Here is a 19260-nt window from a genome sequence, read left to right as displayed (position 1 = left end):
TCAGCTCCTGGTGTGCGGTTGTGGATGCCCGGCATCGCCGTCGTCGTCCTCCACGGCGGACAGCGGGCGCATCGGCTGGCGATATTGACCGGGGCCGCCATGGGCTTCCCGTTCTCCTTCGCTGATCACCGGCCCCTTGCGCACCAATCGCAGCACGTAGGCGATACCGGCGCCGAACACGAACAGATAGACCACCACGAACAGCGACAAGGACAGCGCCAGTTGCCCTGGTGGATGGGGCGATACCGCGTCGGCGGTGCGGAGCAACCCGTACACTACCCAGGGCTGGCGGCCCACTTCGGTGGTATACCACCCGGCCAGAATGGCGATCAGACCGGCGGGGCCCATTACCAGCGCGAAGCGCAGCAGCCAGGGGTGGTCATGGAGGCGCCCGCGCCAGCGCTGCCACAGGGCGTAGCCCCCAAGCGCGATCATCAGCAACCCGAGGCCGACCATTACCCGGAACGACCAGAACACCAGCGGCACGTTGGGGCGGTCCTCCGCGGGAAAATCCTTCAAGCCGGCGATGGTGCCGTCCCAGCTGTGTGTCAGGATGAGGCTGGCCAGTCGCGGAATCTCCACGGCGAAGCGGGTGGTTTCCGCTTCCATGTCCGGCCAGCCGAATAGAATCATCGGTACCCCTTCCGCGGCGTTGTGTTCGTCTCCGCCCCAATGACCCTCCATGGCGGCCACCTTGGCCGGTTGATGTTCCAGCGTGTTCAATCCATGGGCATCGCCGATCAGCGCCTGGATCGGTGCCACCACGATCAGCATCCACATGGCCATGGAGAACATTTTTTTCACCGCCGGATTGTCGCGCCGACGCAGCAGGTGCCAGGCGGCGGACGCGCCGACGAACAGGGCCGTGGCGAGGAAGGCGGCCACGCTCATGTGCAGCAGACGGTAGGGGAAGGAGGGATTGAAGATGACCTCGAACCAGTTCACCGGCACCACCACGCCGTCGATGATCTCGTGCCCCTGGGGCGTTTGCATCCAGCTGTTGGAAGCCAGGATCCAGAACGTGGAAATCAGAGTGCCGATGGCCACCACCACGGTGGAAAAGAAATGCAGACCGGGGCCCACCCGGTTCCAGCCGAACAGCATGATGCCGAGGAAACCCGCCTCCAGGAAGAACGCGGTCAGCACTTCATAGGTCAGAAGCGGGCCGGTAATGCTGCCGGCGAACTCGGAAAAGAAGCTCCAATTGGTACCGAACTGGTAAGCCATGACCAGACCGGAGACCACGCCCATGCCGAAATTGACGGCGAATATCTTGCTCCAGAAATGGTAAAGATCACGGTAGACGGTGTTCTTTCGATACAGCCAAAGCCCTTCGAGTACCGCCAGGTAGCTGGCCAGGCCGATGGTGATGGCGGGAAAAATAATATGAAACGAGATGGTGAAGGCAAACTGCAGACGGGCAAGGTCCAGCGCCAGGGCGTCAGACATGAGCGTACTCCTTCCGGCGGCAATGGGGTTGCTACCCCGGCCCAACGGGCAAAGGATCGGGTGCGTCGCCGCCCCCGTTCAAAAGTCCTCTAAAGGCTAGCAAGAAGGGTGGGTGCCGGAACCTGGGCAGAGTGTCCTTGGGCATTGTGTCCTTGGACCGAATGTCCTCGGGGAGGTAGGGAATCGCGGCTCGTGAGCTACTGCTGTTCCGCAACGCGCCTTAGCTCGCTTGAGCAGCCTTGCAGAGCCGTATTCGCTGCCAAGGCAGCTTCCCACGGAAGAAGCTACAGAGCCGCCGTGGGAAGCTGCCTTGGCAGCGAACCGGAGTGCCAGCGTGTTGCGTGTAAGCAGACTGTTCCACAATTGTGGGACAGCAGTGGCTCAGCAGCCGCGATTCTTTGCAAGTCGGCCTATCGCCGCAGCATCGGCAGAGGCCGCCAGGGCTCGGTGGCCATCTGGCGCAGGAACAGCGTCAGCAACCGGCGATGAAAGCCGGCGTTGGGGAAACGGCACAGCACCGCGCGCAGAGCCGGGCGCGGTACGGTAAAGCGCAGCAGTCCCCGGGACAGATCGATCCAGTCGGCGCGGCGGAATGCCTCCACCAGCGGCGTTTTGCCGGGTTCGCAGGCACTGAGTTTATGGTGATCCAGGATCATGTCCTGAACCTCCGCGCTCCAGGCTCCGCGACCGGTCTCGTGAAGATAGTGGCAGGCCAGGCGGGCGGAAGGCTGCAGATAATTGAAGGTGCCGGCCAACCAGATGCCGGCGTCGTGGAAGAAGGCGGCGACCTGCAGTTTCTCCAGGGTGTCGTCCGTCAAGGGTTGCTGCAGTGCCACCAGGTTGACCAGGCGATAGACATGGTTGCGGTAGGCGGTCTGGTCACGGCCAAAGCGCCCCGCATACTGGTCGAACAAGGCATCCACCAGCGGTAATTCAGTAATCAGAGCCTGATGCATCGACACGGTGTCCACGGACCCGTCCTCCTATAGTGTCCCTGTCTGCTCGGGAACCTGCCCTTGAGCTAACCAGACCTGGATGAGCTTGTCACCGGGTGGAATGCTGATAATTGCAAACCGTTACGTAAACCAGGCGCTGTGTTGCTTGAACTCCTGTTGTATAGTCCGACAATGCTTCCAAATTGTTAAACAATGCGACGATCGTGACTTTTAAAGCCAACCAAAGCCTTGCCGAGCAGATCGCAGGACACCTGGCCGGCCAGATTATCCGTGGGGAAATGCTGGCTGGGGACCGGATCCAGGAGCTGCGTGTCGCCGGCGAATTGGAAGTGAGCCGGGGGTCGGTGCGCGAGGCGCTGCTGATCCTGGAGCGCCGGCATTTGATTGAAATCCTGCCGCGGCGGGGCGCGGTGGTGCGGGAACTGACGGAAGTCGGGGTGCAGGGACTGTACGAACTGGTGCAGGTGCTGCTCGGGCTGGTGATTCGCAAGGCCATCAAGTCCCTGCGCGAGGAAGACCTGGATCCGTTTATCGAACTGATTCACGAGCTGCAACTGGCCGCCGGCGAGCGTAACGTCGAGCGTTTTTTCACCCTGTGCTTCCGTTTCCTGGAGCAAGCCTATCCATTCGCCCGCAATAGCTATGTGGAATCGGTGCTGGGTAACCTGCAGCCGGCGTTGCAGCGTACCTGGTTCATGGCCTTGCACCTGGACCACGACGAGATGAAGGAATGCCTGTCCTTCTTCAAGGCGCTGGTGGAGACCATCTTTCGCCGTGATGTGCGCTCCGCGCTGGAAATCATCCGCGAGTTCGCCGAGCACCAGAGCGCACTGGTGCAGGATTCCATCACCCGCGCCCGCCAGATCGAGGCCGCCTGGAGCGCCCGCCGCCGCTGAGCGTCGCCGGTCGGTCCTCTATAGCAACCAGGCGGTGAACAGGCCGGCGCCCAGGGACACCGACATCGGGACCAGCACCGAACGGCCCAGGACATGGTCGCCGATGGTCAGGGCCATGCCGGTTTTCATCAGATTATTCACCACCGTCGCCAGCACAATGGCGAGCACGGCGGTATCGGTGGTCAGCCCCTGGCGGGACAACCGGGTCAGGGACAGGGTGATGGCGTCGACGTCGGTGATGCCGGACGTGGCGGCGAGCAGATAGATACCGGCATCCCCCAGCCACTCCTGGAGCAGGGTGCCGAGCGCCATGATGATCAGCAGCAGCAAACCGAAAAACAGGGCCGATTTCAGGTCCAGCGGGTTTTGCTTCAGCGCCGGCTGTTCAACGTTGGTTTCAGCGCGATGGCGCAACCAGATGATCAGGACCGGCAGATAAAGCAGCCCGGCCATTACCAGTACCGGCGGCGCCAGAGCCGGCAGCAGTTGCCGATTGATCAGCAGACAGTAGATCAGGATGCGCGGAAACATGGTGTCGCAGGCCAGCAGGATGCCCGCCGCCAGGAGCGGGGACAGCACCGGTGACCTCCGGGACAGGCGGGCGAAATGCAGGGTCAGCGCGGTGGAGGAACTGAGGCCGGCAAAGACACTGGTGAACAGCAGGCCGCGTTCGGTTCCTCCCACCCGCACCGCGAAGTAGCCGACAAAAGAGATCGAGGCGATCAACACCACCATCCACCAGACCTCGTAGGGATTGATCATCCCGCCCGGGCCGTAGCCCTGATTGGGCAGTAGCGGCAGGACCACCACCGAGATCAGCAACAGCTTGAGACCGGCATCCAGTTCCTGCTCTTGCAGTTTGCGCAGTAAATCGTGCGCCTCCCGCTTGTTGTCCAGCACGATGGTGGTGATCACCGCCACGGCGGCGGCGATCTCCGGAGGTTGCAGCATGGCCAGGGCTCCCACGGTGAAGGTCAGCAGCAACCCGATCAGTCCGGTGATGCTGTAATCGCTGACGCGATAGGCGCGTATTCCGAACGCGAAAGCCCCGCCCAGCGCCACGGTGGCGAAGCCCACCGCCAGAACCAGACCCGCGGCGTGGTCGGAGAGGGCCGCGCAGACCCCGCCCAGCAGGCCGACCAGGGCATGGGTGCGCACGCCCGCGACCCGTTGCCCCGGCGCTTGATCGCGATCCCGCCAGCCTCTTTGAATACCCACCAGCAGGCCGAGAAGCAGAGCCAGTCCCAGCTTGATCAACATGGTATCTATCCAGGCAGGGTCGCTCATGGTGTCGGGTTCCGGTGTTGGCGAGCAGTGGATCGTCCCGGCCAGACCTTCTTGGTGGGGGCGGATTTGCCGGGAATGCCCATCAAGGATGTCCCGCCAGTATAGGGGCAAGGTGGCCGGGGCCGGGATGGCGAACGACCTGATTACCCGGTCCGGTCAAGAAAGCCGTCGCCAGGGCTTGCCAGGGGGCTCGCGTATCCCTAAAATTGCGCCCCTCTGCAGGCACGTAGCTCAGTTGGTTAGAGCACCACCTTGACATGGTGGGGGTCGGTGGTTCGAATCCACTCGTGCCTACCAAATATTCCCGTTTTGAGATTCGATGTCCGGCGTCGGGGTTGTCCGGGTGTCGTTGCGTGGCATACAATGCCCCGCTACCCGTCAAAGCGGGCGAGGTTCGCCTCATTTCGATTCACTAAGTGGAGGTTCGCGACATTAAGCGTGGAGGCAAGGGACGCGAGCAGCGTGCCAACATCAATCAGCAAATCCAGGCCAGCGAAGTACGGCTGATCGACGACAATGGTGAGCAGCTTGGCATCGTTTCCTTGACGGAAGCGCTGCAGAAAGCCACTGAAAAAGAACTGGATCTGGTGGAAATCTCCCCTGGTGCGGAACCGCCCGTATGCCGTTTGATGGATTACGGCAAGCATCTGTTTGAGCAAAAACAGAAGGCCAAGGAGTCTCGCAAGAAGCAACGCCAGACTCAGGTCAAGGAAATCAAATTCCGGCCTGGCACGGATTCCGGCGACTACGAGGTGAAGCTGCGTAACCTGAAGCGCTTCCTCGAGGCTGGAGACAAGGCCAAGGTCACTGTCCGTTTCCGAGGTCGGGAAATGGCGCACCAGGAGCTCGGTCGTGAGCTGCTGGCACGGATTGAAGAGGATTTGGCGGAATACGGTTCCGTCGAGCAACGCCCGAACATGGAAGGGCGCCAGATGATCATGGTGCTCGGCCCGGGCAAAAAGAAGAAGTGATCCGGATTCGGGTTGCTTAAGGTAATCAAGCACTCAGCAACGAGAAGGTAACCATGCCTAAAATCAAGACAAACCGCGGGGCTGCAAAGCGTTTCAAGAAAACCGCCTCCGGTTTCAAGCGCAAGCAGGCATTCAAAAACCACATTCTGACGAAGAAGTCTTCCAAGCGGATTCGTCAGCTGCGTCCGAAGCAGGAAGTCCACGAAAGTGATGTGGCCCTGGTTAAACGCATGATGCCCTATAGCTGAGCCAACAGCTCAGTATCGCAACTGGTTTTTGGAGATCTGAACAATGGCTCGAGTTAAACGTGGTGTGCAGGCCCGTCGCCGGCACAAGAAAATCCTTAAGCAAGCCAAAGGCTACTATGGCGCGCGCAGCCGTGTGTTCCGCGTAGCGGTACAGGCGGTGACCAAAGCGGGCCAGTACGCTTACCGTGACCGTAAGGTTCGCAAGCGTCAGTTCCGTCGTCTGTGGATCGTGCGTATCAACGCCGCCGCCCGTGTCAACGGCCTGTCCTACAGCCGCTTGATCGACGGCCTGAAAAAGGCGTCCATCGACATCGACCGTAAAGTGCTGGCCGATCTGGCCGTGCGGGATCTGGGTGCGTTTGGCGCTTTGGCTGAGAAAGCCAAAGCGAGCCTCGCCGCCTGAGCACCTGTGACGTTACTCTTGTAATCAGAAGCGTAACGACAAGGCACTCTCGACGGGGGAAGAGCTCGCGCTCTTCCCCCGTTTTTGTTTGCGCGGCCGCCGGGTCGCGCCGGGATCGACCCGCGGGCCAGGGGCGTGGCGGGGGAAATCAGCAACCACTGATGGATATGGCTTTATGATGGAGAACCTGGAAACCCTGGTCAGCGAAGCGTTGGCTCAGGTGGCCGAGGCCGGCGACGCCCGCGCTCTGGACGAGGTGCGGGTCCGCTATCTGGGCAAGAAAGGGGAAATCAGTGCTCTGCTCAAGAGTCTGGGCGGTTTGGGACCGGAAGAACGTCCCAAGGCCGGAGCCCTGATCAACGAGGGTAAGCAGCGGGTCCAGGACGCCATCGAAGAGCGCAAGGCTCTGCTGCAGGAGCAGGTACTCAACGCCCGTCTCGCCGAGGAAGCGCTGGACGTGACCTTGCCTGGCCGTGGCGAAATGCCCGGTGCCCTGCATCCGGTGACGCGTATGCGCCGGCGCATGGAAGATTTCTTCCTGCGGCTTGGTTTCGACATCGCCGAGGGCCCGGAAGTGGAGGACGACTACCACAACTTCGAGGCGCTCAATATTCCCGACCATCACCCCGCACGGGCCATGCACGACACCTTTTACTTCGGTGACGGACGTCTGCTGCGTACCCATACCTCGCCGGTGCAAGTACGGGTGATGAAGGCAGGCAAACCGCCGTTCCGGATCATTGCCCCAGGCCGTGTTTACCGGTGCGACTCCGATCTGACCCATACCCCCATGTTCCACCAGGTGGAAGGGTTGTTGGTGGACGAGGGTATTACCTTCGCCGACCTCAAGGGCACGGTGGCGGAGTTCCTCAAATTCGTGTTTGAAGTGGATGATCTGCCGGTGCGCTTCCGCCCCAGCTACTTCCCCTTCACCGAGCCCAGCGCCGAAGTGGACGTGGGCTGCGTGAGCTGTGGTGGTAAGGGCTGTCGGGTATGCTCTCACAGCGGCTGGTTGGAGATCATGGGCTGCGGCATGGTGCACCCGAAAGTGCTGGAGCACGGCGGCGTGGATCCCGAGCGCTACACCGGCTTCGCCTTTGGCATGGGGATCGAACGCCTGGCCATGTTGCGCTATGGCGTCAACGATCTGCGTCTGTTTTTCGAAAACGATGTGCGCGTGCTCTCGCAATTCGCCTGAGCGCGCCACCACCGGATACCGCAGCGTAGGCCGAGTGGTCGCGAACCGAATTTAAGGAACACCGAGAATGCGTTTCAACGAAGCCTGGTTACGGGAATGGGCTAATCCCGACATCGATACCGACACGCTGGTGCACCAATTGACCATGGCGGGTCTGGAAGTGGACGCCGTGGAGCCGGTGGTGCCGGCCTTTAGCGGTGTGGTGGTGGGCAGAATCAAAAGCTGCCAGCCGCATCCGGACGCCGACAAGTTGCGCTTGTGCGAAGTGGACGATGGCACGGAGGTGTTTCCGGTGGTGTGCGGCGCGCCCAATGCCCGCGAAGGCCTGAAGGCGCCGTTCGCCCGCATCGGCGCGGTATTGCCCGGCGACTTCAAGATCAAGAAAGCCAAGCTGCGTGGTCAGCCTTCCGAGGGCATGCTTTGCGGTGCATCCGAACTGGGCATGGAAGATCTCATCGATGGCCTGCTGGAATTGCCGGAAGACGCGCCGGTGGGCACCGATATCCGTGACTATCTCGGGCTCAATGACACCATCATCGAGGTGGACCTGACCCCCAACCGGGCGGACTGTCTGAGTCTGCGCGGCGTGGCGCGGGAAGTGGGCGTGCTTAACCGGGTGCCGCTGAACGAACCGGTTATCGAGCCGGTGGCGCCCGGGATCGACGACGTTTTTCCGGTGATCGTGGAAGATACCGAAGCCTGTCCCCGCTACCTGGGCCGGGTGATCCGGGACGTCAACGTCGCCGCGCCGACGCCGTTGTGGATGGTGGAGCGGTTGCGCCGGGCCGGTCTGCGCTCCATCGATCCGGTGGTGGACGTGACCAACTACGTCCTGCTGGAACTGGGGCAGCCGCTGCACGCGTTTGATCTTAACCGTCTTAGCGACGGCATCCGTGTACGCCGGGCACAGGCCGGTGAGCAATTGGAAACCCTGGACGAACAAACCCTGGACCTGCGTGACGACACCCTGGTGATCGCCGATGGGCAAGGGCCGCTGGCGTTGGCCGGTATCATGGGGGGGCGCCCCAGCGCGGTATCCGCCGACACCCGGGACCTGTTCCTGGAATGCGCTTTCTTCAGTCCGCTGGCCGTTGTTGGCAAGGCCCGCTCCTACGGCCTCCACACGGACTCTTCCCACCGCTTCGAACGCGGCGTGGATCCGGCGTTGCAAGCCCTCGCCATCGAGCGCGCCACGGCTTTGATCCTCGACATCGCCGGTGGCCGCCCCGGCCCGGTGAGCGGTAGTGAAGACACGGCGTCCTTGCCGGTACCCGCTGCCATCGAACTGCGTGCCGACCACGCCACCCGGTTGCTGGGCAGTGCTCTACAGCACGATGAGATTGTCGATATCCTGCGGCGGCTCGGCATGGAAGTGAACGAGCAGGGGGAAGGGCACTGGCAAATCACCGCGCCGAGCTGGCGTTTCGATATGGCCATCGAGCAGGACCTGATCGAGGAACTGGCGCGGATTCACGGCTACGACCGTTTGCCCAACCGGGTACCGGCGGGTACGCCCGCGGGCAACACGCAGTACGAACACAAGGTACCGCTGCGCCGGCTGTCCGATGCGCTGCGTGACCGTGGTTACATGGAAGCGATCACCTACAGTTTCGTGGCACCGGAAATCCTGGCCAAGGTGGATCCGGATCACCAGCCCCTGGCGTTGCTGAATCCGATTTCAGCCGATCTGGGCGTGATGCGCACCACTCTGATGGCGGGCCTGCTGACCACTGCCCAGCGTAACCTGAACCGGCAGATCGATCGTCTGCGCCTGTTCGAAACCGGTTTGCGTTTCGTCCCTGGCGAGCGGGAGCTTGCGCAGCAACCGATGGTGGCGGGACTGCTCTACGGCAGCGCGGCACCGGCCCATTGGCAGAACAAGCCGCGGGCAGTGGATTTCTATGACCTGAAAGGGGATGTGGAATCCCTGCTGGCGTTGTCTGGCGCCGAGGACTATCGCTTTGTCGCCGCCACGCACCCGGCGTTGCATCCGGGGCAGTGCGCGCGGCTGGAGCGGGAGGGCGAGACCGTCGGCTATCTGGGGCGCATTCATCCGCGTTTGGCCGGTCAACTGGATCTGCCCACCGACCTTTATCTGTTCGAACTGATTCTGGAGCCGCTGGTGACCGGGCATTTGCCACGGTTCCAGCCGGTGTCGGAATTCCCGCGTGTACAACGGGACCTGGCCTTCGTGGTCGCCAGCGAAGTGGCGGCCGGTGACATGATGGCACTGGTGCGGGAGACCTGCGACGAACGCCTGCGTGACGTGCAGGTATTCGACGTCTACCAGGGCGAACATATTGACAGCGGTTACAAAAGCCTGGCCATGACCTTGACCTTCCAGGACGCTTCCAGCACTCTTAGGGACGATCAGGTCAATGCCCTGGTCGAAGCGGTAGTATCCCAGTTAAAACAACGATTTAACGCCAATCTCAGGGTCTAAACCGAGGCAGATATGAGCGCGCTGACCAAGGCCGGCATGGCGGAGCGACTGCACGAAGAATTGGGACTGAATAAACGGGAAGCCAAGGAATTGGTGGAGATGTTTTTCCAGGAGTTGCGTGAAGCGCTGGAGAACAATCGCCCGGTGAAACTGTCCGGCTTCGGCAACTTCGAACTGCGTGATAAAAGTGAACGGCCCGGTCGTAATCCCAAGACCGGTGAGGAAATCCCCATTACCGCACGGCGGGTGGTGACCTTCCGGCCCGGTCAGAAACTCAAGCAGCGTGTGGAAGATTACCATGCTGGAACCCAGTAATAACGACGAGCTTCCCGCCATCCCCGGCAAACGCTACTTCACCATCGGTGAGGTCAGCGAGTTGTGCGATGTGAAGCCGCATGTGCTGCGTTACTGGGAGCAGGAGTTTCCGCAACTGAAACCGGTGAAGCGGCGCGGCAACCGCCGCTATTACCAGCGCCAGGACGTGCTCACCATCCGTCAGATCCGCAGCTTGCTGTACGAGCAGGGCTTCACTATTGGCGGTGCCCGTCAGCAGCTCTCCGGCGACGCCAACTCCGAAAGCGCCACTCGCTACCATCAGCTGATCCGGCAAATGAGGGTGGAGCTGGAGGAAGTGCTGGACGCGCTGAAGGCCTGAGCGGGGGCTGGCCAAATCCCACCCAACCAACGCCGGGCAGCGGTTTTTCGGGTTCCATCCGCGTCACGAATCCGTTATGATTCCCGCCGCTTCGACGCAGAGCCCTCTCTGCCGAGCAAGCAACCACTCTCGGGGCGTAGCGCAGTCTGGTAGCGCACTTGCATGGGGTGCAAGGGGTCGGAGGTTCGAATCCTCCCGTCCCGACCAAATTAGGTCGACATAAAGCCTTGTTCTGGAAAGAGATTTTCCGGGCAAGGCTTTTTTGTTTGTGCCTACTGTCGATGAAGTGTCGAAAACGGGTTAAGCGAGATGGCCTCTCGCAGATGATCCGGCGCCAGGTGGGCATAACGCAGCGTCATGTTGATGGACGCGTGGCCAAGTATCTTCTGTAGCGTAAGAATGTTTCCCCCGTTCATCACGAAGTGCGCCGCGAAGGTATGCCGCAGCACGTGGCTTGCCTGCCCCCTCGGGAGTTCAATGCCGGACTTGCGGAGCGCTACCCGAAACCCCTTCAACGTGGCCGCCAGATTCCCGTGTGCCTGGAGATGGGCCCGCAACTCTTTTTCGAAATCATCGGATATGGGAATGGATCGGACCTTGCCGGATTTGGTCAGGCTCAGGGTAATCATCCCGGAACGCAGCTGAGACACCCTTAAATACTGCACTTCTCCCCAACGGGCACCGATGGACAGGCAAACCTTGGTCACCATGGAAAGGTGCGGATTGGGGCTCTCGTCGGTTTTGGAAAGCAACAGCGCTATTTGCGGCAGCGTGAGCCAGGACAATTCCCGCTGTTCTACCTTGAGCGGGTCCACGGTGGACAGGGGATTGGGGTAACTGATATCCCCCAGCCGGTGGAGCTTGTTGTATACTGCATTGATGAAGCCAAGTTCATTATTCAGTGTCTTGGGATGAGTCCCGTTTTCCAAGCGGCGATTACGGTACTCCAGAAACCTTAACGGCTTCACGCGGTCGGCAGGGCAGGCGAGCGCATCCGACGCCATTTTCAGAAGTGGAAGGCGTTTTTTCCCGGCCTTTAGTGTTTTGCCGTGGAGGTCGTACCACCGCTGTGCCAGATCCCATAAGCTACGGTTGTCCTTGCGCGGTAACTCCCATGGTGCCGTGTCCCGAAGCGTGGTCCTGATATGCGCCTCGAACCGTTTGGCTTCCCCCTTGGTGTTAAAGCGCTTTCGGCGCCGATGTCCTTTGACCGGCTCAACATCGACCAGCCAGCGGCCATCCGGCAGTTGCTTGATCATATGGCTTGCCCCCAGCGGACTATTCGTTCTTCCAGTAGTTGTCTTATGTGTCGCCGCAGGTCGTAGGTGTTTTTGCCCTTGGCACAGTAGTGTTCCTTGATGACGTCGAAGAAAGGCAGGGACTCAAGGGCCTTCCACGCCTGGCAGGCGGACAATCGGTGGCGGGCGGCGCAGCTGATGAAATTGCCGAGTAGCAACTCCACATTTTTTCCGCTGAATCCGGAGGCGGTCTTGTGATACCGCTTGTATTTCACCGGCTGCGGGTCCAGGGGGAGGGCCTGACGGCTTACCACGGTCCAGAACGGGTCATACAGGCCCGGACGGCGGAGGTAGCGGTAGGCGTCGCAGCCATAGCGCCACAGGGCGTCCAGGTGATCATGGAGGCTGGCATAGTCGTGGAAATCGACCACGGCGCCGGTCTGGTAATCGACAGAGCCTTGCGAGAACTGCTCGACGATGGAGTGGTGGAACCGGAACTCGATCCGAAACACCTGGCGTTCTTCCTGGTAGCCGTCGGCCTGGCTCCACACGCTGCGCCAGTAGTCGAGTTTATCCTTGGCGACGGCTTCCTTGGTTTTGTCGTACACGGCCAATTGGATGCCGCAGGGGGAGCCGAACAGCCAGGACTCCCCACGGCCATACGTCGCGCTTGATGAGGCCCATTCGATGCTATCCACACCGTCATATTGCCGGACTCGACGGGATCGGCAGTGTAGGTGCGGTTGGAAATCCTGGGGTGGTGCCCAGCCTTGCACGTCCATCGCGATGTGAACGGCGGCCTGATGGGCTGTGGCGTGCGTCAGCACCTGGTCGGCCAGGTCATCCATGAGGGTTTGCAGCTCGCGCGGGCTGTGGGCCTGGATGCAGTGGGGGGACACCTCGATTTTGAGGTGAGTACCGATAGCGTCGTCCTTGGCATGAAAGGACTTGATCAGCAGGATCACACCTAAATCGGCGTTCTGGAGGCGGTACTGATACCCGGAGTCCCGGCCGATCCGTCCGGCGGACCAGCGCTTGCCGGCGAAATCGACGATACCCGGTTCCTCGAACAGGGCCAGGATATGCGGTTGCAGCTGTCCCCGGTAAAGCTGACGCACGGTATCCGTGCCGAAGTGGACGACATTCACCCCGCGCAGGTCGAAGGTGTCCCCGGTGCTGTCATCGACAAAGAGTCGGCCCCAGGGGCTTTCCTGCAAATCGTCGTCCAAGGCTATGCAGTGTTTCGGGGCCTTCGCCATGATTCACCTCTTAATGTGGTCTAGTGTGCTCGATGAAATCGAGTTGTAAGACGTGTTACAGGGACGTCTTTTCGCTGGGGGCGCGGCGCGCCCCGCCAGATGGCACGCCGGAGGCGCCCTCATCCCGCCGGGCCGCGCCGCGCCCGGTGGCATCGCTGTCGTTGCGGGCCAGGTGATTGAACACGCCGTCCTTAAGCGCCTTGAGGCACAGGGCGTGCGGCATGTCGGCAATGCGGGTGCCTTGCTGGGTGTAACACCGGCAATCGCTCTGGTCGTTCTCGAAGGCCATGCAACCGTGGATCACCGGGGCCGTGGTGGGCTGGCGCGCGATGTCGTTATAGAGGGGGGCGGTGTAGGGCAGGCCGGGGATCTCCGGTGTCACCAAGTCAGACCAGGAGGCCGGTACCGCCGCCACATACCGGCCAATCCTGTTTGCCGGGTTGCCTGTGGGGGGCGGGGCGGGCATCGACTGTTCCGCCACGGGGCCTTCCCCGGTGATGACGCTGGTGTCGTCACTGATGCCCAGGCCGGTCACGAACCGGTACACGAAGAACACCACCAGGCAGGCCAGCAGCCCGACGATGTAGACCAGCTTGGGTAACCGGAATTTATGGGTGTGGATCTCCGCGCTCTTGTAGAGGTGCCACACCCGTTTGGGGAGTTTCTTTTTCTTCTGGATGCAGGACGCCAGGTCGGTGCGGCTGGCCGGGTTCACATAGCCGGACCCCGAGTGGTACTCGATGACGAAGGGCGCGCCGAAGGGCCGGGAGTAGTGGAATTGTTCGTTGCAGATCTTCCGGGCGTGGGTGTCGAGTAAGGACGGATCCTGGCTGATGAAGATAATGTCCCAGCCGTGGTGCCGGTGGGTTTCCAGTGCCGTGAGTCCTGCGGGAACGGGTTTGCTGGAGGGCCGTACCGGCCAGATTTGTTGCGCTTCGTCCACCACCAGCACCGCTCCATCCGGCAGGTGCTCGGGCCAGTTCTCGGTCTCGCTGTCGGTGAGTTCGTGCCATTCCACCGCCAGATCCCGAATGCCCCGGTAGTAGACGGGGCGGCGGGTCTCGCTGCCCTCCACGGCAAAGCGCTTGTCATGGAGCACAAAATCAATGGCGTGGCTGGTCTTGCCACAGCCCGGCTTGCCGGTAATCAGCCAGAACATTTATCCGTCTCCCCCCATACCGAAACCAAAGCGCTTATAGGCGCCATACAGCGTCTTCATGCTGATCACGCCCACATAGGCGGAAATCACCAGGCTGAAGAACACGTCAAAACCGGCCAGGGTGATCAGCGACGCCACGTCCCCGGCCACGCCGCCGAAGTGGCTGGTGACCTTGTTCAGCAGGGCGTTAATGCCGGACTGCACCCCGGTCAGGGAAATGACACCGATCCCCAGGGCCAGCAGCACCCGGCTGGTGAGCGGGCCAATGATTTGGGCCAGAAAGACCGCAATGGGGGCGAGAAACGCGGGCATGGCAGCACTCCATCCGTTGTCAGTTATCGGAAAAACGTTCCAGGACGATCAGCGCGGCCACCAGCCAGCCGAGGGCTTGCACCAAGGGGTTGATGGTGGTGGCCAGCTTGCACAGGAAGGTCATCGGGATGGTGAGGGTGCCGAGCCGGCCCAGGTCCACTTTCAGATCGGACGGGCAGGAGGCCGAGCCGCCCAGGCCCGCGCCGCTGTCGTCCAGGTCGGACAGCCGGTCGCTGATATCGATTTCCTGCTCGCGGACGGTGTTTTTTTCGCTGTCATTGAGCAGGCTATCCCCGGCCAGGTACTCGTCCGTGCCTTCTGTATCCTCTTTCCAAAGTTTGTCGCGGCAATTGAGGTACCAGGTGTTTAACGCTATGGCGCATTGCACACTGTCCTGATCCTCGGTGCACTCGGGGGCCTCCTGGCCGTCCACATCACAGGTGCCGGGCCCCATGCCACCGCCTTCGCCGTCGCCCTCGCCGTCGTCGCCCTCGTCCTGATCCCCGTCGCCATCGCCATCCCCTCCAGAGTCTCCATCGTCCCCAGAGTCGCCGCCGCCATCACCACCAGAGTCGCCACCACCGCCGCCATTGCCGCCGCCGTCGTCACCGCCTCCACCGTTATCGCCGCCATCGTCCCCGTCCCCATCATTGCCCCCGCCACCGTCATCACCGCCGCAGTCCCAGCCACAGCCGGGGCCCCAGTGGCCGTCATCGCCCGCATTGCAATAGGAACTGCCATTCCAGCCGCCGTTCTCATCGCAGTAGACCTCTGGCTCTTCCGGTTCATCGGGATTGTCGGGGTCGTCGGGATCACCGGGATCGCCAGGGTCGCCCGGATCGGTGGGGTCGTCCGGGTCTTCGTCGTCGTCATCTGGCATGAGGCAATAGCGTTTGCCGTCGGGGGCCGTGACGGAGTTGGGGCAGCCCCCAGCCTCCACCTGACAAAAGCGGTCGTTGCCAATACCGGTATAGCAGCCTTCGGCGTCGAGAAACTGCCCGAACGGCGTGTCCTCCGCGTCCCAGCGGTCCGGGATCGCCGTGCCGTTGTCCACCCAGGTATCGGGGATCTCATCCGCCTGGCAGGTCTGCCCGGAGCTGATGCCGTTCACCCAATAGATCTTGGTGCCGTTGGCGTAGATCCACGGAACGCTGGGTGAGGTGGGGCCATCATAGGTAAAGCGGCAGCTCTCATAACAAAACAGTTCGCCGGGCGGGCCGCCTTCAAAAAGCAACTCTTCCTCAAGGTGACCATTGGGGTATTTGTTGATATCGCAGGCGGCGGGCGGCTCCGGAAGACAGACTTGCATGACCCCATCCGGGGCGAGGCCAAAGATTGGATAGCTGCCTGAACAGTATTTTTGTTCGTAGTACTGGGGCTGATGGTTCACTTCCACCAACCGGCACCGGTTTGCTGAATCGCGGCTCCGTTCCGGCAAGCTGTCATAGAAGGCACGGCAGGCGGTGCCTGATCCGGCTTGATCCCAAGGCCATGTTTTCGTCTGGTACGCGACGTAATCGTCGCCATAGGCGGCCAGCGCGGCGGGGCTGAACAGCAGTGCCAACAGACCCAAGGCGAATGCAAGGATGAAACGGGGGCTCATGATTGAAACAGCATGTACATGGCGGACAGGCTGACGCATAAGTAAAGCCACGGCCCTATATCCCACTCGGTTCCCATGGTGCGATCCTCTTTTTGCTTTTCAGAATGACCCGTTGCCCGGCTCACTCTGAAAAGCAAAGTGCCGACATTGAAAAAGGGGCCCGAAGGCCCCGGTGGTGGAGGGGTTAGCGCACGGCGCGGCGCAGCAGGAAGAACGCCAGGATCAGCCCCAGGAACGAAATGACCGCGAGGCCGATTTCGGTGGCGCTGGCCTGGTTGTCGTTGATTTCCTGCGTGACGCCGCTGACATCGATGGCCGCGTGCGCGGTGGTGGTGCCGAGCGCGGCGGCACTGGCGATACCGCCGCTGATCAGACCGGTGCGGCCCACGCGGACCAGAGTGGCACCGCCCCCACGGCGGTGTTTTTGCATTGCGCGTTTCATAGCACATTCCTTCTTTCAAGTGGTTTAGGGTTTGTCGTACCGGTGCCTAGTCGGTATTGGTCTTGATGTACCAAGCCAGCGTCCGCAGGCACCACACCGTGGCGTACAGACCCGCCACGGCGCCGAGGATGGCGTTGGCCTCCCCGTAGGTGAGCGCCGGTAACCCGAAGGGGCCAACGCTCGCCATTTCCAGTGTGCCCAGGCAATACACCGCGCCGTCCTGCGCCTGTTGCCATTGCCCGCTGCACACGATCATTTCCATTTTTTAAGCGGCCCGTTACTTGCTGTCGGCCTTGGCCGTGCCGGTGTTCTTAGTGGCCTGAGAGGCCGGGGGCGTGGTTTTTGGCACCACGCCGATCAGGTAAGGCTGGCTTTTGCCGCCACCGGCTTTTTTAAGTTGGGCGATGAAGTGCACGTCCTCGCCGGGTTGGAAGTCAGCGGCGATCTGGTCGAAGACGGCGGGCTCGGCGCCCATCTTGGTGACTTCGTAGCCCCGGCAATCGTTCGCGGCATCGCCCACGGGCATTTGCCCGGTGTGGACAGAACAGAAGGTGCGGCCTTCAATGTTCATACGGTTGATACCCAGGACGGTGAGGGTCATTTCAAATTGCATGGTGTTGATCTCCAGTGGTTAGGTGTTGGCGCCCGTTGTTGGGGGCGGTTTGCTTTTGTGGATGTGGTGAACATCGGGAATCGTTTGCCAGGGCGGTCAGCCCGAGGTCGCGCAGGATGGCGCGGGCGTCGGTGATCGGCTGTCGGGCTTGGCGGCACAGATGGCGCGCCTGGCGTTCGTCCTTGGCGAAGCCGAGAAAGCGCCAGGGGGCGTACAGGTGCCGGGGTTTCTCGCCGGGGTGCCAGCGGCGTTCCGCCACGAGCAGGGCAGGGCGTAGGGTGCGAGTGCGGTACAGGCCGCACTCACTCCGGCTTTCCGGCGTGGGGGCGCTGGCGTTACGATGAAACCGCATGAGGTTTCCCCTGTCGGGCCAGGGCTAGAATGTCCTGGCAAAACCGTTCGTGCTCCGGGCCGGTAATCAGGTCGTGCCAGAACAGGGCGCTGACGTAGCCCAGGCAACGCGCCTTGTCGGCGAAGACCATTTCCATAACCCACTGCTTGCGGACCGTTTTTTCCAGGTCGTGTAAGGCGCCCAGCAAGGGCTGTTCATCGTGTTTTTTGGCCCATTCCTTTACGTGCATGGTTAACCCCCAATCAAAAAAGCCGTGTGCGTCCCCAGGGGGACCGGGCTCTATTCACTAAGTCAGCCGTGCGGGTCATCGGAGATGGCCCACAGGGCGGACTAAGTTCACCGGTACGCGGTACCGGCCTGCCGGTAACGATCCCTCGCACCTCCGGGCCAAGGCCCTCCGCGCTCCGCTTGGCAACGCCCCTCAATCCGCGAAGGGATCTTCAAAATCGTCATCATCGTCATAGTCACGTTCGTTGCCGTCGTCGGTGTCGTCATGCTCCGGCACATCGAAGCAGCCGTAACAAACGTTCTCTTCCTCGGACATCATGGAATCCGGGAAAAAATCACCGCACTCGTCACACAAAAAGCGGCCCCAACGGCTCATAAACTGACCTCAAACAGAAAAGAAGAAAGGCGCCGACAAGTCGGCAAAGGCGCTTTTCTTGAAGGGCAAAACCGCTCTCTCGGAATCAGGATCAAGAGCGGGGGGCTGACCCGCTCCCTCACCGACACCCTCGATCCGGTGCGAACGGTGCGGCATGGATTAGCAGGCGCAAGGCCAAGCGCGAGCGTCGCCAGGGCGAGCCTTGCGCCTGCTAATCCATACCGCCCCAAAAGTTCGCGATCGAGGATGACGGTGACGGAGCGGGACAGCGGGGCGGCCCGTGGGGCGGTGCCCAGGACGGCAAAAGCGGCGGCCTGGCTGTCAGAAACGGTAGGTGCGGGAGTAGGGCGGCGCGGCGCCATCGCAGGTGTACTCATAGCACCCCCTGAAACAGGGACAGTTGCGGGGAGTGGTTACGAGCGGCCCCGTAGACAAAGGCTTTGGCGTCGTCGGCGCGGTCAGCAGGGAACTCGGCGTAATCCACAACGCCCACAGCATTACGAGCATGGACACGGAGCGTTTCTCCGGTGGTAATGATGAGGCCGAGCAGGCGGACACCGGCCCGGCGCAGCAGGGAGATTTGAGCGATGCTCAGGGAAACGGCCTTGTCGGCTATGCGTTGATAGCGGTAGCGGCGGCCTCGGCGTTTGTAGGTGGCGCAAATCACAGGAACACCCTCAGCCAGTAGTCCACGGCGCAGGAGCAGGCTTTAACCGGATCGTCGAAGGTCTTTTCCGCCTGGAAGGTGCGTTCACCGTCGAACAGGCCTTCCACCTTGACCATGGTTTCGCCGCTGTCCCGGTCGTGAGTGGTGGTGCAGATCAGCTGCCGCTGGCGGTGTTTACTCGTGCGCTTGCTCATACCTCGCTCTCCCGCAGTTGCTCGACCAGCAGAACAACGTTGATCATGCGGCGGCGACCGACTTTCACCGTCGGCAAATAGCCTTTATCCACCCAACCCCGGACTACATCCGGCTCTTGCCGAATCCACTCCGCAAACTCGCTCCATGCCATCATCGGCGGCCACTCCGGCCGATTGCTGATGGCGTCCCCCAATTCCGGTATCATCACTGTGCACCACTCTATGCAATGTCTAAATATTAGACCTAAATAGTAGGTGTTTTTTATCTAATAGTTAAGCATCTGAGCGATGATTTATTCCTATGGAATCAG

The 19260-nt window shown here is 61.4% G+C and carries 25 protein-coding genes and 2 tRNA genes; 10 read left to right on the top strand and 17 right to left on the bottom strand.

The annotated features are described in order from the left end of the window. Entirely contained in the window at nt 1-1449 is a 1449-nt protein-coding gene (locus tag E0L37_RS19115) for a cytochrome ubiquinol oxidase subunit I (protein ID WP_133493250.1), read from the bottom strand. Between the two features lie 410 nt (nt 1450-1859). Continuing rightward, nucleotides 1860-2420: a hypothetical protein gene (locus tag E0L37_RS19110; protein ID WP_133493249.1), complete on the bottom strand. Its 561-nt coding sequence runs from the start codon at nt 2418-2420 to the stop codon at nt 1860-1862. Nucleotides 2421-2608: 188 nt separating this feature from the next. Here E0L37_RS19110 and E0L37_RS19105 point away from each other — a divergent pair, with 188 nt between their 5' ends. Continuing rightward, nucleotides 2609-3301: a GntR family transcriptional regulator gene (locus E0L37_RS19105; RefSeq protein ID WP_133493248.1), complete on the top strand. Its 693-nt coding sequence runs from the start codon at nt 2609-2611 to the stop codon at nt 3299-3301. An 18-nt stretch (nt 3302-3319) separates the two neighbouring features. On the opposite strand, the gene E0L37_RS19100 is transcribed toward E0L37_RS19105, so the two are convergent. Then, nucleotides 3320-4588 (bottom strand): MgtC/SapB family protein, encoded by a 1269-nt coding sequence (locus E0L37_RS19100; RefSeq protein WP_133493247.1) that lies wholly within the window; start codon nt 4586-4588, stop codon nt 3320-3322. Nucleotides 4589-4808: 220 nt separating this feature from the next. On the opposite strand from E0L37_RS19100, the gene E0L37_RS19095 reads away from it, so the two are divergent. From E0L37_RS19095 to E0L37_RS19055, 9 genes are all read left to right on the top strand, one after another. Next, a tRNA-Val gene (locus E0L37_RS19095) sits at nt 4809-4885 on the top strand. 119 nt (nt 4886-5004) lie between these two features. Then, on the top strand, nt 5005-5559 hold the full coding sequence (gene infC / locus E0L37_RS19090) for a translation initiation factor IF-3 (RefSeq protein ID WP_133493246.1): 555 nt from the start codon (nt 5005-5007) through the stop codon (nt 5557-5559). A gap of 53 nt (nt 5560-5612) precedes the next feature. Beyond that, the gene (gene rpmI, locus E0L37_RS19085; RefSeq protein WP_014995531.1) at nt 5613-5807 is read left to right on the top strand and encodes a 50S ribosomal protein L35; all 195 of its coding nucleotides are present in this window, start codon (nt 5613-5615) and stop codon (nt 5805-5807) included. A 43-nt stretch (nt 5808-5850) separates the two neighbouring features. Beyond that, nucleotides 5851-6210, top strand: coding sequence for a 50S ribosomal protein L20 (gene rplT, locus E0L37_RS19080; protein WP_022996118.1), 360 nt, complete (start codon nt 5851-5853; stop codon nt 6208-6210). Nucleotides 6211-6388: 178 nt separating this feature from the next. Further along, nucleotides 6389-7408, top strand: coding sequence for a phenylalanine--tRNA ligase subunit alpha (gene pheS / locus E0L37_RS19075; protein ID WP_133493280.1), 1020 nt, complete (start codon nt 6389-6391; stop codon nt 7406-7408). A 67-nt stretch (nt 7409-7475) separates the two neighbouring features. Then, complete coding sequence (pheT, locus tag E0L37_RS19070; protein WP_133493245.1) at nt 7476-9851, top strand: phenylalanine--tRNA ligase subunit beta; 2376 nt, start codon at nt 7476-7478, stop codon at nt 9849-9851. 12 nt (nt 9852-9863) lie between these two features. After that, nucleotides 9864-10166 (top strand): integration host factor subunit alpha, encoded by a 303-nt coding sequence (ihfA, locus tag E0L37_RS19065; RefSeq protein ID WP_014995527.1) that lies wholly within the window; start codon nt 9864-9866, stop codon nt 10164-10166. Then, nucleotides 10150-10506 (top strand): MerR family transcriptional regulator, encoded by a 357-nt coding sequence (locus tag E0L37_RS19060; protein ID WP_014995526.1) that lies wholly within the window; start codon nt 10150-10152, stop codon nt 10504-10506. Before ihfA ends, E0L37_RS19060 begins: the two co-directional genes overlap by 17 nt. A gap of 130 nt (nt 10507-10636) precedes the next feature. Next, nucleotides 10637-10713 (top strand) — tRNA-Pro (locus E0L37_RS19055). A 65-nt stretch (nt 10714-10778) separates the two neighbouring features. Here the strand turns inward: E0L37_RS19055 and E0L37_RS19050 are convergent. From E0L37_RS19050 to E0L37_RS18975, 14 genes are all read right to left on the bottom strand, one after another. After that, nucleotides 10779-11765: a tyrosine-type recombinase/integrase gene (locus E0L37_RS19050; protein WP_133493244.1), complete on the bottom strand. Its 987-nt coding sequence runs from the start codon at nt 11763-11765 to the stop codon at nt 10779-10781. After that, nucleotides 11762-13003, bottom strand: a complete 1242-nt coding sequence (locus tag E0L37_RS19045) for a hypothetical protein (RefSeq protein ID WP_133493243.1) — start codon at nt 13001-13003, stop codon at nt 11762-11764. The genes E0L37_RS19050 and E0L37_RS19045 overlap by 4 nt, the downstream gene beginning before the upstream one ends. Before the next feature lie 55 nt (nt 13004-13058). Beyond that, on the bottom strand, nt 13059-14162 hold the full coding sequence (locus tag E0L37_RS19040; RefSeq protein WP_133493242.1) for a zonular occludens toxin domain-containing protein: 1104 nt from the start codon (nt 14160-14162) through the stop codon (nt 13059-13061). Further along, on the bottom strand, nt 14163-14474 hold the full coding sequence (locus tag E0L37_RS19035) for a DUF2523 family protein (protein ID WP_063139966.1): 312 nt from the start codon (nt 14472-14474) through the stop codon (nt 14163-14165). A 19-nt stretch (nt 14475-14493) separates the two neighbouring features. Continuing rightward, nucleotides 14494-16077, bottom strand: a complete 1584-nt coding sequence (locus E0L37_RS21580) for a virulence factor TspB C-terminal domain-related protein (RefSeq protein WP_166643101.1) — start codon at nt 16075-16077, stop codon at nt 14494-14496. 184 nt (nt 16078-16261) lie between these two features. Then, entirely contained in the window at nt 16262-16519 is a 258-nt protein-coding gene (locus E0L37_RS19015; RefSeq protein WP_133493240.1) for a major capsid protein, read from the bottom strand. Nucleotides 16520-16565: 46 nt separating this feature from the next. Then, nucleotides 16566-16769: a hypothetical protein gene (locus E0L37_RS19010; protein WP_133493239.1), complete on the bottom strand. Its 204-nt coding sequence runs from the start codon at nt 16767-16769 to the stop codon at nt 16566-16568. A gap of 27 nt (nt 16770-16796) precedes the next feature. Next, nucleotides 16797-17132, bottom strand: a complete 336-nt coding sequence (locus tag E0L37_RS19005; protein WP_133493238.1) for a hypothetical protein — start codon at nt 17130-17132, stop codon at nt 16797-16799. After that, on the bottom strand, nt 17122-17484 hold the full coding sequence (locus E0L37_RS19000; RefSeq protein WP_133493237.1) for a hypothetical protein: 363 nt from the start codon (nt 17482-17484) through the stop codon (nt 17122-17124). Before E0L37_RS19000 ends, E0L37_RS19005 begins: the two co-directional genes overlap by 11 nt. After that, on the bottom strand, nt 17468-17713 hold the full coding sequence (locus E0L37_RS18995; protein WP_133493236.1) for a hypothetical protein: 246 nt from the start codon (nt 17711-17713) through the stop codon (nt 17468-17470). The genes E0L37_RS19000 and E0L37_RS18995 overlap by 17 nt, the downstream gene beginning before the upstream one ends. 192 nt (nt 17714-17905) lie before the next feature. Next, nucleotides 17906-18088, bottom strand: coding sequence for a hypothetical protein (locus tag E0L37_RS18990; RefSeq protein ID WP_133493235.1), 183 nt, complete (start codon nt 18086-18088; stop codon nt 17906-17908). Nucleotides 18089-18461: 373 nt separating this feature from the next. Next, the gene (locus tag E0L37_RS18985; protein ID WP_133493234.1) at nt 18462-18755 is read right to left on the bottom strand and encodes a hypothetical protein; all 294 of its coding nucleotides are present in this window, start codon (nt 18753-18755) and stop codon (nt 18462-18464) included. Further along, nucleotides 18752-18949 (bottom strand): hypothetical protein, encoded by a 198-nt coding sequence (locus tag E0L37_RS18980; RefSeq protein WP_133493233.1) that lies wholly within the window; start codon nt 18947-18949, stop codon nt 18752-18754. The genes E0L37_RS18985 and E0L37_RS18980 overlap by 4 nt, the downstream gene beginning before the upstream one ends. Beyond that, on the bottom strand, nt 18946-19155 hold the full coding sequence (locus E0L37_RS18975; protein WP_063139977.1) for a hypothetical protein: 210 nt from the start codon (nt 19153-19155) through the stop codon (nt 18946-18948). Before E0L37_RS18975 ends, E0L37_RS18980 begins: the two co-directional genes overlap by 4 nt. Nucleotides 19156-19260: the final 105 nt, after the last annotated feature.

It is taken from the genome of Alcanivorax sp. 24 (genome assembly GCF_004360225.1).
Taxonomy (GTDB): Bacteria; Pseudomonadota; Gammaproteobacteria; order Pseudomonadales; family Alcanivoracaceae; genus Alloalcanivorax; species Alloalcanivorax xiamenensis.
The sequence above is the reverse complement of the archived record's forward strand: the minus strand, read 5'-3'. Positions and strand labels throughout refer to the sequence as shown.

Excerpts from the sequence above, each read along its gene's own strand:
- E0L37_RS19040 (WP_133493242.1), bottom strand. The coding sequence starts at position 14,162 with ATGTTCTGGCTGATTACCGGCAAGCCGGGCTGTGGCAAGACCAGCCAC.
- E0L37_RS19100 (WP_133493247.1), bottom strand. The coding sequence starts at position 4,588 with ATGAGCGACCCTGCCTGGATAGATACCATGTTGATCAAGCTGGGACTG.
- pheS (WP_133493280.1), top strand. The coding sequence starts at position 6,389 with ATGGAGAACCTGGAAACCCTGGTCAGCGAAGCGTTGGCTCAGGTGGCC.
- E0L37_RS19015 (WP_133493240.1), bottom strand. The coding sequence starts at position 16,519 with ATGAAACGCGCAATGCAAAAACACCGCCGTGGGGGCGGTGCCACTCTG.
- rpmI (WP_014995531.1), top strand. The coding sequence starts at position 5,613 with ATGCCTAAAATCAAGACAAACCGCGGGGCTGCAAAGCGTTTCAAGAAA.
- E0L37_RS18995 (WP_133493236.1), bottom strand. The coding sequence starts at position 17,713 with ATGCACGTAAAGGAATGGGCCAAAAAACACGATGAACAGCCCTTGCTG.
- E0L37_RS19060 (WP_014995526.1), top strand. The coding sequence starts at position 10,150 with ATGCTGGAACCCAGTAATAACGACGAGCTTCCCGCCATCCCCGGCAAA.
- E0L37_RS19035 (WP_063139966.1), bottom strand. The coding sequence starts at position 14,474 with ATGCCCGCGTTTCTCGCCCCCATTGCGGTCTTTCTGGCCCAAATCATT.
- E0L37_RS18990 (WP_133493235.1), bottom strand. The coding sequence starts at position 18,088 with ATGAGCCGTTGGGGCCGCTTTTTGTGTGACGAGTGCGGTGATTTTTTC.
- E0L37_RS19115 (WP_133493250.1), bottom strand. The coding sequence starts at position 1,449 with ATGTCTGACGCCCTGGCGCTGGACCTTGCCCGTCTGCAGTTTGCCTTC.
- E0L37_RS18980 (WP_133493233.1), bottom strand. The coding sequence starts at position 18,949 with ATGAGCAAGCGCACGAGTAAACACCGCCAGCGGCAGCTGATCTGCACC.
- ihfA (WP_014995527.1), top strand. The coding sequence starts at position 9,864 with ATGAGCGCGCTGACCAAGGCCGGCATGGCGGAGCGACTGCACGAAGAA.
- E0L37_RS19045 (WP_133493243.1), bottom strand. The coding sequence starts at position 13,003 with ATGGCGAAGGCCCCGAAACACTGCATAGCCTTGGACGACGATTTGCAG.
- E0L37_RS19050 (WP_133493244.1), bottom strand. The coding sequence starts at position 11,765 with ATGATCAAGCAACTGCCGGATGGCCGCTGGCTGGTCGATGTTGAGCCG.
- E0L37_RS18975 (WP_063139977.1), bottom strand. The coding sequence starts at position 19,155 with ATGATACCGGAATTGGGGGACGCCATCAGCAATCGGCCGGAGTGGCCG.
- rplT (WP_022996118.1), top strand. The coding sequence starts at position 5,851 with ATGGCTCGAGTTAAACGTGGTGTGCAGGCCCGTCGCCGGCACAAGAAA.
- pheT (WP_133493245.1), top strand. The coding sequence starts at position 7,476 with ATGCGTTTCAACGAAGCCTGGTTACGGGAATGGGCTAATCCCGACATC.
- E0L37_RS21580 (WP_166643101.1), bottom strand. The coding sequence starts at position 16,077 with ATGAGCCCCCGTTTCATCCTTGCATTCGCCTTGGGTCTGTTGGCACTG.
- E0L37_RS19000 (WP_133493237.1), bottom strand. The coding sequence starts at position 17,484 with ATGCGGTTTCATCGTAACGCCAGCGCCCCCACGCCGGAAAGCCGGAGT.
- E0L37_RS19005 (WP_133493238.1), bottom strand. The coding sequence starts at position 17,132 with ATGCAATTTGAAATGACCCTCACCGTCCTGGGTATCAACCGTATGAAC.